Consider the following 12,703-nt stretch of genomic DNA (forward strand, 5'->3'; position numbering starts at 1 on the left):
GCGTGCGGCGGCGCTTTGATCGGCGGCGGCGCGGTGCATATCGCCGAGCGTCCGCAGCGTACTGCCAATACCAAGCGCGTACTGGTCAAGCGAGTCGCGCGCCCGCAGATCGCTGCCGTAGCTCGACCGCGCGTGCGCCGGGTCGTCACCACGACTCGCCAGACGTGCGCGCCGACCGTGGTGACGGTCGCGAACGCAGCACCGGTTCCGGTTCCGGTCGGCGACGGCTATATCGGAGGTGGTGGCGCGGGCCCTGTCCCGGTGGTGGTCGGCGGTAGCGGTGGGTTCTTCGGCACGCCCGGTGGATTCGGCGGTTTCGGTGGTGGCTTTGGCGGCGGCTTCGGCGGGAGCGGCGGATCGAGCGGGAGCATCGTGATCTCCTCGACGTCGAGCGGCGGATCGACCTCCACCGGCGGATCCTCGACCAGCAGCGGCGCGTCTTCGACGTCCAGCGGTGGTTCCTCGACCAGCACGGGCGGCGCGACCATCTCCAGCACGTCGTCGACTGGTGGGTCGAGCGGCAACGTCTCGTCTGCCTCGGGTGGGTCGAGCGGCAACGTATCCTCGGCATCGGGCGGGTCGAGTGGCAACGTCTCGTCCGCATCGGGCGGATCGAGCGGCGACGTGTCGTCGTCGACCAGCAGTGCATCCTCGGCGTCGTCGGCCTCGTCCGCGTCGTCGGCCAGCAGCGGCAGTTCTTCGGGTTACGGGTCGAGCAGCAAGGGTTGGGGGTCGAGCGGCGGCTGGAACTCTACCGGCGGCTGGAGCTCGAACGGATCGTCGGGCAGCTCCGCGTCCTCGGGCAGCAGCGGCTCGTCCGCCAGCGGATCGAGCGCGAGCAGCGCCAGTAGCGCGTCGAGCGCCAGCAGCGCCAGTTCGAGCGGCAGCACAGGGTCGAGCGGTGGTCCGCCGGCACCCGTTCCGGCTCCGCCGATGGTCCTGCTGTTCGGTGCGGCGGCCGCTGCGCTGGTAGCGCGCAAGTGTTTCGCCAAAACAAGGGCGGTTGCAGCTTAACTTCTGGAACGTTGCACAGAAAAGGCCCCGCCGGAGATCCTCCGACGGGGCCTTTTCGTATCCGACGATCAGGCGTTCATGAGGGCCTTCTCGATGTCCTTGATCGGGTGCCCGGTCAGGTCCTTGTCGAGTTCGCCCTTGAGGCGGCTGCTGACTTCCTTGTGGTAATGCTTGCGCAGTTCGCCGAGCGTCTTCGGCGGTGCAACCACGATCAATGAGTCGTACTTGTTCTTCAGCGCACCGGTCTTCAGAAAGTCGGCAGCGTCCGCGGCGAAGCGGTCCTCCTCGATCTGGTGGAAATCGGTCGGCTCGACCGAACTCTGCACGCCGCCCTGTGGCGACGAAGCGCGGCCTGCGGAATCGGTCGCCTGGTCACGCGTCGCCGGATTGTCCTGCTCCTGCGCTTTTTCGACGACGAGATTGGGGAACTCGGCGTCGCCCTCGTTGCGCAGGAACAGCATTTTCCGGCCGTCCGCGATGAGCACTACGGAGTTGTGGGGAAGATGCATGCGTGTCTCTCCTTTTCGCTATGCGTATGCGGGGTGAACGCGCCGCGTGCCGGGGAGGTTGCGCCGCCTTGCGTACGCCCCCGCCGGTCGGCATAGCCCAGCCATGCACGACATACGCCTGATCCGCGACGATCCCGCCGCCTTCGACGCCGCCCTCGCCAAGCGTGGTGTCGCACCGCAGTCCGCCTCGCTGGTGACGCTCGACGAGCAGCGCCGTGCGACGATAGCGGACTCGCAGACCGCGCAGACCCGCCGCAACGAACTGTCGACGGCGATCGGCCAGGCCAAGGCGCAGAAGGACGAGGCCAAGGCGCAGGCTTTGATGGCCGAGGTCGCAAGCCTGAAGGAGGCGTTGCCCACGCTGGAGGCCGACGAAGCGCGGCTTGGTGGCGAACTCCAGGCCATGCTTGCCGCGATTCCCAACCTTCCCGCAACCGACGTGCCCGAGGGCGGCGGCGAGGACGACAACGCGCTCGTCCATACGCGGGGCACGCCAACGACGTTCGCCTTCACCGCGCGCGAGCACGACGCGATCGGTCCTGCGATCGGTCTCGATTTCGAGACCGGCGCGGCGATGTCGGGGGCGCGCTTCACGCTGGTCCGCGGGCCCGCCGCCAAGCTTCAACGCGCGCTCGGCCAGTTCATGCTCGATCATGTCGCCGACGCCGGCTTCGAGCAGGTCTCGCCGCCGTTGCTGGTCCGCGACGAGGCCGTGTTCGGCACCGGCCAGCTTCCCAAATTCTCGGAAGACCTGTTCCGGACCACCGACGGCCGCTGGCTGATCCCGACCGCGGAGGTGAGCCTCACCAACATCGTCCGCGAACAGATCCTCAGCGAAGCCGAACTGCCGCTGCGCTTCACCGCGCTGACGCCGTGCTTCCGCTCCGAGGCGGGCGCTGCGGGTCGCGATACGCGCGGCTACATCCGCCAGCATCAGTTCGACAAGGTCGAGATGGTCTCGATCGTCACCCCCGACATGTCCGAAGCCGAGCACGAGCGCATGACGGCGTGCGCGGAGGGCGTGCTCGACGCCTTGCAGCTACCGTTCAGGCGGATGCTCCTATGCACCGGCGATATGGGTTTCACCGCAGCACGCACCTACGATCTCGAAGTCTGGCTGCCGGGCCAGGCGCGCTATCGCGAGATCAGCAGCGTCTCGACCTGTACCGATTTCCAGGCACGTCGGATGAACGCGCGCTATCGGCCCGAGGGCGAGAAGGGCACGCGGTTCGTCCACACGCTCAACGGCTCGGCGCTCGCGGTCGGTCGGACGCTGGTCGCGGTGCTGGAGAATTATCAGCAGGAGGACGGCTCGGTCGCAGCGCCGGCGGTGCTCCAGCCGTATCTCGGCGGGCTGACCGTCCTAGAACCGACGCGCTGATGCGGATCCTGCTTACCAACGACGACGGTTATCATGCGCCTGGGCTCAAGGTGCTGGAGACGATCGCGCGCACGCTGTCCGACGATATCTGGATCGTCGCACCCGCCGAGGAACAGTCGGGCGCTGGGCATTCACTGACGCTGTCGCGGCCGATCCGGGTGCGGAAGCACGGCGAGAAGCGGTATGCCGTCGCGGGCACGCCGACCGATGCGGTGATGATGGCGCTCGCCAAGATCATGCAGGATTGCCCGCCCGACCTGATCCTGTCCGGCGTCAACCGGGGCGCTAATCTTGCCGAGGACGTGACCTATTCGGGCACCGTCTCGGCAGCGATGGAGGGTGCGCTGGGCGGCATCCGATCGATCGCGCTGAGCCAGATCTACAGCCGCGAGGGCATGGGCGACAGCGTGCCGTTCGAGGCCGCCGCGGCTTGGGGCGAACGCGTGTTGCGGCCGCTGGTCGACGCACCCTTGGCTCCGCGTACGCTGGTCAACATCAACTTTCCTGCCGGCCCGGCTGACGCGGTGAAGGGCGTGCGCGTCGTCGGCCAGGGTTTCCGCGATTACGGCCGGTTGCAGATCGTCAGCAACACCGATCCGCGCGGCTACGAATATCACTGGTTCGCGCTCGGCCGGACCGTCGAGACGCCGGCGCACGCAACCGACCTCGAAGCGACGGCGGCGGGGTACGTGTCGGTCACGCCGCTGCACCTCGACCTCACGCACTTCGAGTCGATGGACATGCTGAAGCAGGCCTATCGTTGATGCGGCGTGCGGGCGTCCTGGTTTCGCTGGCGACGCTCGCGCTGACCGCGTGCATTCCGCACGTCGATCGCCCCGCCGGCTACGGTAATCCGCCACAGCGTCCGTACCGCGATCCGCCGCGCCCCCGTGACGATTCGCCGCGCGAGGATACGCCGCGCGACGATCGGCCGTCGCAGGACATTCCCGGCCGCGATACCGGCGAGGTTACCACCCTGCCCGCCCCGCGCCCCGCCTGGGAGGCGCGGCCGGTCAGCGCCGATGCGAAGGCGATTCCCGACACGACCTATGTGGTCCGCCCCGGGGATACGCTGAGCCGCGTGGTCGATCGCAGTGGTGCGAGCCTCGAAGCGATCGCGCGCGCGAACGACCTCGAATCGCCCTATTCGATCCAAGCCGGCCAACGGTTGCAGATCCCCGGCGGCCGCTATCACCAGGTCCGCCGCGGCGAGACGGGCATCGCGATCGCGCGCGCATATGGGGTCGAATGGTCGCGGATCGTAGCCGCCAACGCGCTCGTCGAGCCCTACGTGCTGCGCGCCGACCAGCGTATCCAGATCCCTGGCGAGCCTAGCGGCGGCACTGCAAGCGCGTCGGAACGCGCGCGCGCTTTCACGCTCGACATCGACGACATCCTGACCGGAGGCGAACCCGCGCTGGCCAGCAATCAGGCGCCGGCACGACCGATCGCGACACCGCGGCGCGTGCTGCCGTCGAACGCCGTCGTCACCGCGCCGGCGCGTCTCGCGAGCGGCGGGTTCCTGTGGCCGGTCGACGGCAAGGTCGTGAAACGCTTCGGCCACGGTGCGAGCGGCGAACGCAACGACGGCATCAAGATCGCGGTACCGGTTTCGACGCCGATCCATGCGGCCGCTGACGGCGTGGTCGCCTATGTCGGTGACGGCATCGCTGCGCTGGGCGGGCTGGTCATCATCAAGCACGGCGGCGGCTGGACGAGCGTTTACGGCCACGCGTCGAAGCTGCTCGTGCAACGCGGGCAGAGCGTCAAGCGAGGCCAGACGATCGCGCTGTCGGGCGACACCGGGTTCGCGGATCGCCCCGAACTGCACTTCGAACTGCGCAAGGGTCGGACTCCTGTCGATCCGACTTCGCAACTGCCACGAACGTGATTCTCCCCTCCCGCTTGCGGGAGGGGTCGGGGGAGGGCATGGGGGCGAGGAAGCCCCTCCCCTAACCCCTCCCGCAAGCGGAAGGGGAACGAGACGCACCATGACCTACCAGTCCGACCTGCTCACCACGCTGACCTCGCGCGGCTATGTCCACCAGATGACCGATGCCGCCGCGCTCGATGCGCTCGCCGGCAAGCAGGTCGTGCCAGGGTATATCGGTTTCGATCCGACCGCGCCGTCGCTCCACGTCGGCAGCCTCGTCCAGATCATGCTGCTCCGCCGGCTCCAGCAGACCGGGCACAAGCCGATCGTCCTGATGGGCGGTGGCACCGGCAAGATCGGCGACCCGAGCTTCAAGGACGAAGCGCGCAAGCTGCTCGGCGAGGACGGGATCAAGGCCAACGTCACCTCGATCCGCCGTATCTTCGAACGCTTCCTGACCTTCGCGCCTGAGGGTGAAGTGGGGGGCCCGACCGACGCGGTGATGCTCGACAATGCCGAGTGGCTCGACGCGCTCGAATACATTCCGTTCCTGCGCGATGTCGGCCAGCATTTCTCGGTCAACCGGATGCTCGCGTTCGACTCGGTCAAGCTCCGCCTCGACCGCGAACAGTCGCTGAGCTTCCTCGAATTCAACTACATGATTCTCCAGGCGTACGACTTCCTCGAACTATCGCGTCGCGCCCAGTGCCGGTTGCAGATGGGCGGCTCGGACCAATGGGGCAACATCGTCAACGGCATCGAACTCGCACGTCGCATGGACTCGACCGAGGTCTACGGTGTCACCACCCCGCTGATCACCACGGCGGACGGCGGCAAGATGGGCAAGACGATGTCGGGCGCGGTCTGGTTGCACGAGGACCAGTTGCCGCACTTCGATTACTGGCAGTTCTGGCGCAATACCGACGACCGCGACGTCGGCCGCTTCCTGAAGCTGTTCACCGACCTCCCGCTCGACGAGATCGCACGTCTCGAAGCGCTCGAAGGCGCGGACATCAACGCTGCCAAGATCGTCCTTGCCAACGAAGCGACCGCAATGTGTCGTGGACGTGAGGCGGCTGAGCAAGCCGCCGAGACTGCGCGGAAGACGTTCGAAGAAGGCGCTTCAGGGGATTCGCTGCCGAGCTATGCCGTCGCTGGCGGCGCGATCGGTATCGTCGAAGCGCTCGTCGGACTGGGCTTCGTCGGCTCCAACGGCGAGGCCCGCCGGAAGATCGCCGAGGGCGCGGTGCGCGTGGATGGCGAGGCCGTCCGCGAGCCGACCGCTACCATCGGCGTCGCATCGCCCGTGCGGCTCAGCCTCGGCAAGAAACGACATGGGATGCTAACCCCCTCAAAATAGACGCATTCTCGTTTCGAAGAACGTCGCGTTAAGCATCACCGTTCGTATCGGGTTCACGCCGCACGCCGTACACAGGCGGGATGGTTATTCCAGGGGAGCGATCGATGCCACGTTATGTAATGGCCGTTCGCGATGCACGCGGCGAGCCCCGCGACGAGGTTATGCACCGCACGCATGCGCTCGACGGTGATGGCCACACGCTGAAGCTGGTGTTGGTGAACATGTCCGCGAACGGGGTGATGGCGCGGTGCGACGGCGATCCGGCGGCCGGCAGCCGCCTGCGGATCCGCCTGCCCGTTCTCGGCTATGTCGACGCGGTGGTACGATGGTCGCTCGGCGGGCGGGTCGGCTGCGAGCTCGAACGGACGATCCCGCTGGCCGACTATTACACGATGCTCATGGTGATGACCCGCAACAGCTGACGGATCAGCCGGAGCGAAGCAACGCAACCCCAGCGTCCCGGTCGAACAAATAGAGCGCGGTGCGAGCCGCTTGCCCCCTCAGCCCCTCCAAACCGCCGTCGCGGTCGATCAGCAGGCGCGCGTCGTCGTGCGCGCATTGCAGCAGGTCGGCCATCATGTCCGGGGTCGCGAGCCGGAACGCCATCTCGCCCGACTGCTTGGTGCCGAGCAATTCGCCTGCGCCGCGTAGCCGAAGGTCCTCCTCGGCGATGCGGAAGCCGTCGTTGGTCTCGCGCATCAGGGCGAGGCGCGCACGCGATGTTTCGCTGAGCGAGGAGCCGCGCATCAGCAGGCAGATCGACCGTCCGGTGCCGCGGCCTACCCGTCCGCGGAGCTGGTGGAGTTGCGCGAGGCCAAAGCGGTCGGCGTGCTCGATCACGATCAGCGTGGCGTTGGGGACGTCGACGCCGACCTCGATCACCGTCGTCGCGACGAGCACGGACGTGCGCGCGGCAGAGAACTCGGCCATCACCGCGTCCTTCTCCGCGGGTTTCATCCGGCCGTGGACGAGCGCGACCTCCTCCCCGAAGCGCGCGCGGAGCGTTTCGGCGCGCATCTCGGCAGCAGCGAGGTCGCTCTTCTCGCTCTCCTCGACCAGCGGGCACACCCAATAGGCTTGGCCGCCATCGGCCAGATGCCGGCCGAGCGCGTTGACCACGTCGTCGAGCCGGTCTTCGGAGATCACACGCGTCTCGATCGGCTGGCGGCCCGGCGGCATCTCGTCGAGGCGGCTGACGTCCATCTCGCCATATTGCGCCAGCGTCAGCGTGCGCGGGATTGGCGTCGCGGTCATCGCGAGCAGGTGCGGCGGCGCGACACCCTTGGCCTGCAACGTCATCCGCTGCGCGACGCCGAAGCGGTGCTGCTCGTCAACTACCACCAGACCCAGGTCCTTGTAGCCCACCGCGTCCTGGAAGATCGCGTGCGTGCCGACGAGGATGTCGATTTCACCGTTCGCCAACGCCATCAGCGTCGCCTCTCTCGCGCGTCCCCTGTCGCGGCCGGTGAGCACGCCGATTTCGATCGGCAGCCCGGCGAGCGTCTTTCGCAGCGTCTCGTAATGCTGGCGGGCGAGAATTTCGGTCGGCGCGAGCATCGCCGCCTGCGCACCGGCCTCGACCGCGATCAGCATCGCCATTGCCGCGACCAGCGTCTTGCCCGAGCCAACATCGCCTTGCAGCAGCCGCAACATTGGCGCAGTCTGCGCGAGATCGCCCTCGATCTCGCCGACCGTCCGCGATTGCGCGCCGGTGAGGGTGTAGGGCAGCTTGAGCAGATCACGCAGACGGCCGTCCCCGTGGAGAGCCCTGCCCCGCCGTTTGCGCGTGTCGGCGCGGACCAGCGTCATCGCGAGCTGGTTCGCGAACACCTCGTCATAGGCGAGCCGCTCGCGCGCCTTCGCGTCCGACGGGTCGGCGTGGATGCGCGCAAGTGATTCGTGCCAGCCGGGCCATTCGCGTTTCGCCTTCAGGCCCGGCTCGATCCACTCGGCCAGATCCGGCGCGCGCGCGACCGCCTGCGTGGTCAACGCCGCCAGCCGCCGCGACGTGAGACCTTCCGACAGCGGATAGATCGGCTCGCGCTCGCGCAACTCCTCGTCCGGCTCGACGATGTCGGGATGGACGATCTGCAATTCCTGGCCATATTCGTCGAGCCGGCCGGAGACGCGCTTGGCCTCGCCGATCGGCAGCAGCTTCTTCGCCCAGCTAGAGCTGCCGCCGAAGAAGATCAGGCTGACGTAATTGCCAAGCTCGTCGGTCGCCTGCACTCGCGTTGGGCCTCGGCCTGAACTCACACGGTGCTCGCGCGCCGTTAGCGTGATCACAATGATCCGCCCGGCATCGCTCGACATCAGCTCGGTGCGTGGCAGGCGATCGACGTACCCGGTCGGCAGATGGAAGGCGACGTCGACGACGCGCGCGAGCCCCAGCCGGTCGAGCGGCTTGGCGAGCGCGGGCCCCACCCCCTTTAGGACGAGGGTTTCGGCGAACAGCGGATTGAGGATTTCGGGTCGCATGACTATCTGCCTCATATAGCCAAGCCGACGCCCGCCGCCAGCGGGTCGCCGGCTCTTCGTGTTTGGAGATACGATGGACCACGAGACCCGCCTCAAGCGCCTGGGCTTTCGCAGCTCGCACCGCGGCACGCGCGAGGCCGACATGATGATCGGCGGCTTCTTCGCGACCTACGGCCGGACGTGGACGCCGGAAGAGCTCGACTGGTTCGAGGCGCTGCTGGAGGAACAGGACGTCGATATCATGGGCTGGGCGATCGGCTCGATCGTGTGTCCGCCCGAGTGGGACGGCCCAATGATGCAGGCGATGCGCGACATCAACTACGTGACCGTCGTGAAGTAATCCTTCTGCGCCCCTCCCTGGAAGGGAGGGGTTGGGGGTGGGTCGGCCGCTTGGCGGTCGTGACGCGCACCCCATACCAACCCACCCCCAGCCCCTCCCTTCCAGGGAGGGGGGAGTTCGAATGCCAGACCTCAAGACGATCCTTTCCGCGACCTCACCGCTGATTCTCTCCGGCGTGCCGTCCGGCTTCCAGCCGTCGCTACTTGCCGACCTCGCGCGGGCCGCGAAGACGCGCGCGGTGTTCATCGCGCCGGACGATGCTGCGATGCGCGCGGTCGCCTCGACCGCAGCCTATTTCGCGCCCGATCTCGAAGTGCTGAGCTTCCCGGCCTGGGACTGCCTCCCCTACGACCGCGCCTCGCCGACGCTCCGCATCATGGCCGAGCGCGTCGCCGCGCTGCAACGCCTGCAGGGCAAGCCCAAGGGTCCGCAGCTCCTCCTCACCACCGCGAACGCCGCGACGCAGCGCGTCCTCACCCCGTTCCGCATCCGTCAGCTCGTCGCGCGGCTCGCGCCCGGCGAACGGATCGGCCGCGACAAGCTCGCCGTGTTGCTCCAGGCGAACGGCTATGTCCGCACCGACACCGTCCATGACCAGGGCGAGTACGCGGTGCGCGGCGGGATCGTCGATCTCTACCCGTCGGGCGAAGACCACGCGCTTCGCCTCGATTTCTTCGGCGACGAGATCGAGAGCGTCCGCACGTTCGACGCGGCCGACCAGCGCACCACTGGCCGGATCGACGGCTTCGTCCTGCTCCCCGCCTCCGAAGCGCTGCTCGACGAGGACTCGATCAAGCGCTTCCGCACCCGCTACCGCGATGCGTTCGGGGCGACCGCGACCGGCGATCCGATGTACCAGGCGATCTCCGAAGGCCGCCGCATCGCGGGCATGGAGCATTGGCTGCCGCTGTTCGAGGAGAAGATGGCGACATTGTTCGACCATCTCGGCGCCGACGACGTCGTGGTACGCGACAACGGCGTCGCCGCGGCGGTGGAGAGCCGCCTCGAATCGATCGCCGACTATTACGAGAACCGCAAGCGCGCCGAGGCCGCCCAGCCCGGCAGCTATCGTCCGATGCCCGCCAAGGCGCTCTATCTCGACGCGCAGGAATGGTCCGGCGGCGTCGAGGCGTTCGCCGCGCACATCACCTCGCCGTTCCACGAGCCGACGAGTGACACCGTCCTCGACTTCGACGTCGACGGCCCGCGCGATTTCGGCCCCGAGCGCGCGGCGCAAACGAACATCTACGAGGCCGTCGCGGATCACGTCGAGAAGCTCCGGAAACAGGGTCGCAGGCCGATCCTCGCCAGCTACTCGATCGGCGCACGTGAACGCCTGGGGATCCTCCTCGCCGACCACGGCATGAAGGGCGGCAAGCACGCCGAGACCTGGCAGGAGGCGCTCGGCATCGCCGACACCGCGCGCAGCTTCGGCGTCGCGCTGATCGTCCTGCCGCTCGATCACGGCTTCACCGCCCCGGGGATCGCGGTCCTCACCGAGCAGGACATGCTCGGCGACCGCCTCGTCCACCGCAAGAAGCGCAAGAAATCCGCCGACGCGTTCCTCGCCGAACTCGCGACGCTGACGCCGGGTGATCTGGTCGTCCACACCGAGCACGGCATCGGGCGGTATGAGGGCCTGACCTCGATCCCCGTCGGCCAGAGCCCGCATGATTGCGTCGCGCTGAGCTATGCCGGCGGCGACAAGCTTTACGTGCCGGTCGAGAATATCGACGTCCTCTCGCGCTACGGCTCGTCCGAGGAAGGCGCGACGCTCGACCGTCTCGGCGGCGAAGGCTGGCAGCGTCGCAAGTCGAAAATGAAGGAGCGGATCCGCGAGATCGCCGGCGAACTCATCGCGACTGCCGCCGAACGCGCGCTGCATCCGGGCGACGTGCTCGAACCCGATGCGAGCGGCTACCCCAGCTTCGTCGATCGCTTCCCGTACGAGGAGACCGAGGATCAGGACCGCGCGATCGAGGACGTGCTCGGCGACCTCGCCGCAGGGAAACCGATGGATCGGCTGGTGGTCGGCGACGTCGGCTTCGGCAAGACCGAGGTCGCGTTGCGCGCCGCCTTCGTCGCGGCGATGGGCGGCAAGCAGGTCGCGATCGTCTGCCCGACGACGTTGCTCGCGCGCCAGCATTACAACAACTTCGTCGCCCGCTTCGAAGGCTTCCCGATGAACATGGGCCGCCTGTCGCGCCTCGTCACCGCGAGCGAGGCGAAGGCGACCAAGGAGGGGCTCGCGAACGGCACGATCGACGTCGTCATCGGTACGCATGCATTGCTGGCGAAGAATATCGACTTCAAGCGGCTCGGGCTGGTCGTGGTCGACGAGGAACAGCGGTTCGGCGTCACGCACAAGGAGCGGCTGAAGGCGCTGCGGGCGGACGTCCACATGCTGACGCTGACCGCGACGCCGATCCCGCGCACGCTGCAGATGGCGATGTCGGGCATCCGCGAGCTGTCGGTGATCCAAACCCCGCCGGTCGATCGCCTCGCCGTGCGGACGTACATCATGCCGTTCGACCCGGTCGTGCTGCGCGAGGCGCTGTTGCGCGAGCATTACCGTGGCGGGCAGAGCTTCGTCGTCACGCCGCGCGTAGCGGACTTGCCCGAGATCGAGGATTTCCTTCGCGAACAGGTGCCCGAGATTCGCTTCGTCGTCGCGCACGGCCAGATGTCGCCGACCGAAGTCGAGGAGCGGATGTCGGCGTTCTACGACAAGAAGTTCGAAGTGCTCGTCTCGACCACGATCATCGAGAGCGGGATCGACATCGCGTCCGCCAACACGATGATCGTCCACCGCGCCGACCGCTTCGGTCTCGCCCAGCTGTACCAGCTGCGCGGGCGCGTCGGCCGGTCGAAGACGCGCGCGTACGCGTATCTCGTGACGCCGCCCGAGCGTCAGATGACCGTAACCGCAGAGAAACGCCTGAAGGTGCTGTCCGATCTCGATTCGCTGGGGGCTGGCTTCCAGCTGGCGAGCCACGATCTCGATATTCGCGGTGCGGGCAACATGCTCGGCGACGAGCAGACCGGGCATATCAAGGAGGTCGGGTTCGAACTCTACCAGGCGATGCTCGAAGAGGCGATCATGGACGCAAAGGCTGGCGGCATGACCTCGTCGCGGCCGCGCGATTTCTCGCCGCAGATTACTGTCGATGCGCCGATCCTCATCCCCGAGGATTACGTGCCCGATCTTGACCTGCGGATGGGGCTGTATCGTCGCCTCAACGATCTCGACGAGGGCCAGGAGATCGAGGCGTTTGCCGCCGAGATGATCGATCGCTTCGGGCCGCTGCCGGACGCGACCGAGAATTTGATCAAGGTCATCGAGATCAAGCTGAACGCGAAACGCGCGTGCGTGTCGAAAATCGACGTCGGGCCGAAGGGCGTGCTGGTGTCGTTCCACGACGACAAGCCGCCGAACATCGACAAGCTGCTGGCGTATGTCGAGCGGCTGAACGGCGTCGCGCGGTTGCGGCCGGACAGCAAGCTGGTGCTGCAACGCGCGTGGGGCGATCCGAAGGCTCGGCTGCACGGGGCGCTACAGCTGTCGAAGGGGCTGGCGAAGGCTGCTTCCTAAAGCCCTCTCCCCTCCGGGGAGAGGGTTGGGTGAGGGGCGCCGCGCGCGTTACCCTCTGCAACGGCCCCTCACCCCGGCCCTCTCCCCGACGGGGAGAGGGAGTAGCGCTACGAAAAAGGCCGGACTACCACTGGGGTAGCCCGGCCTTTTTGGCAT

General features: G+C 67.5%; 11 protein-coding genes. 7 read left to right on the forward strand and 4 right to left on the reverse strand.

What is annotated here, in order from left to right:
• Positions 1-227: 227 nt before the first annotated feature.
• The 3 genes from AC1MH0_RS03290 to AC1MH0_RS03300 all read right to left on the reverse strand — a co-directional run bounded on the left by AC1MH0_RS03290 (position 228) and on the right by AC1MH0_RS03300 (position 1,523).
• On the reverse strand, positions 228-590 hold the full coding sequence (locus tag AC1MH0_RS03290) for a hypothetical protein (protein WP_480964709.1): 363 nt from the start codon (positions 588-590) through the stop codon (positions 228-230).
• A gap of 114 nt (positions 591-704) precedes the next feature.
• On the reverse strand, positions 705-980 hold the full coding sequence (locus AC1MH0_RS03295; RefSeq protein WP_480953921.1) for a hypothetical protein: 276 nt from the start codon (positions 978-980) through the stop codon (positions 705-707).
• A 102-nt stretch (positions 981-1,082) separates the two neighbouring features.
• Positions 1,083-1,523, reverse strand: coding sequence for a host attachment family protein (locus tag AC1MH0_RS03300; RefSeq protein ID WP_480964710.1), 441 nt, complete (start codon positions 1,521-1,523; stop codon positions 1,083-1,085).
• 103 nt (positions 1,524-1,626) lie between these two features.
• Here AC1MH0_RS03300 and serS point away from each other — a divergent pair, with 103 nt between their 5' ends.
• The 5 genes from serS to AC1MH0_RS03325 all read left to right on the forward strand — a co-directional run bounded on the left by serS (position 1,627) and on the right by AC1MH0_RS03325 (position 6,559).
• Positions 1,627-2,904, forward strand: a complete 1,278-nt coding sequence (serS, locus tag AC1MH0_RS03305; protein ID WP_480964711.1) for a serine--tRNA ligase — start codon at positions 1,627-1,629, stop codon at positions 2,902-2,904.
• On the forward strand, positions 2,904-3,668 hold the full coding sequence (surE, locus tag AC1MH0_RS03310; protein WP_480964712.1) for a 5'/3'-nucleotidase SurE: 765 nt from the start codon (positions 2,904-2,906) through the stop codon (positions 3,666-3,668). Before serS ends, surE begins: the two co-directional genes overlap by 1 nt.
• Positions 3,668-4,795 (forward strand): peptidoglycan DD-metalloendopeptidase family protein, encoded by a 1,128-nt coding sequence (locus AC1MH0_RS03315; RefSeq protein ID WP_480964713.1) that lies wholly within the window; start codon positions 3,668-3,670, stop codon positions 4,793-4,795. Before surE ends, AC1MH0_RS03315 begins: the two co-directional genes overlap by 1 nt.
• A gap of 100 nt (positions 4,796-4,895) precedes the next feature.
• Positions 4,896-6,137 (forward strand): tyrosine--tRNA ligase, encoded by a 1,242-nt coding sequence (gene tyrS / locus AC1MH0_RS03320; RefSeq protein WP_480964714.1) that lies wholly within the window; start codon positions 4,896-4,898, stop codon positions 6,135-6,137.
• Positions 6,138-6,241: 104 nt separating this feature from the next.
• Positions 6,242-6,559 (forward strand): PilZ domain-containing protein, encoded by a 318-nt coding sequence (locus AC1MH0_RS03325; RefSeq protein ID WP_480964715.1) that lies wholly within the window; start codon positions 6,242-6,244, stop codon positions 6,557-6,559.
• 4 nt (positions 6,560-6,563) lie between these two features.
• On the opposite strand, the gene recG is transcribed toward AC1MH0_RS03325, so the two are convergent.
• Positions 6,564-8,615 (reverse strand): ATP-dependent DNA helicase RecG, encoded by a 2,052-nt coding sequence (recG, locus tag AC1MH0_RS03330; RefSeq protein ID WP_480964716.1) that lies wholly within the window; start codon positions 8,613-8,615, stop codon positions 6,564-6,566.
• A 73-nt stretch (positions 8,616-8,688) separates the two neighbouring features.
• Between recG and AC1MH0_RS03335 the strand changes: the two genes are divergently transcribed.
• Positions 8,689-8,955 (forward strand): FAD assembly factor SdhE, encoded by a 267-nt coding sequence (locus AC1MH0_RS03335; RefSeq protein WP_056048683.1) that lies wholly within the window; start codon positions 8,689-8,691, stop codon positions 8,953-8,955.
• Positions 8,956-9,076: 121 nt separating this feature from the next.
• Positions 9,077-12,547 (forward strand): transcription-repair coupling factor, encoded by a 3,471-nt coding sequence (gene mfd, locus AC1MH0_RS03340; protein ID WP_480964717.1) that lies wholly within the window; start codon positions 9,077-9,079, stop codon positions 12,545-12,547.
• The last annotated feature ends 156 nt before the right edge of the window (positions 12,548-12,703 follow it).

Source organism: Sphingomonas sp. AP28 (assembly GCF_056680455.1).

What these genes read in the sequence shown, in the direction of transcription:
- AC1MH0_RS03335 (WP_056048683.1), top strand. Translation starts at nt 8,689, where the DNA reads ATGGACCACGAGACCCGCCTCAAGCGCCTGGGCTTTCGCAGCTCGCAC.
- AC1MH0_RS03325 (WP_480964715.1), top strand. Translation starts at nt 6,242, where the DNA reads ATGCCACGTTATGTAATGGCCGTTCGCGATGCACGCGGCGAGCCCCGC.
- recG (WP_480964716.1), bottom strand. Translation starts at nt 8,615, where the DNA reads ATGCGACCCGAAATCCTCAATCCGCTGTTCGCCGAAACCCTCGTCCTA.
- mfd (WP_480964717.1), top strand. Translation starts at nt 9,077, where the DNA reads ATGCCAGACCTCAAGACGATCCTTTCCGCGACCTCACCGCTGATTCTC.
- tyrS (WP_480964714.1), top strand. Translation starts at nt 4,896, where the DNA reads ATGACCTACCAGTCCGACCTGCTCACCACGCTGACCTCGCGCGGCTAT.
- AC1MH0_RS03315 (WP_480964713.1), top strand. Translation starts at nt 3,668, where the DNA reads ATGCGGCGTGCGGGCGTCCTGGTTTCGCTGGCGACGCTCGCGCTGACC.
- surE (WP_480964712.1), top strand. Translation starts at nt 2,904, where the DNA reads ATGCGGATCCTGCTTACCAACGACGACGGTTATCATGCGCCTGGGCTC.
- AC1MH0_RS03300 (WP_480964710.1), bottom strand. Translation starts at nt 1,523, where the DNA reads ATGCATCTTCCCCACAACTCCGTAGTGCTCATCGCGGACGGCCGGAAA.
- serS (WP_480964711.1), top strand. Translation starts at nt 1,627, where the DNA reads ATGCACGACATACGCCTGATCCGCGACGATCCCGCCGCCTTCGACGCC.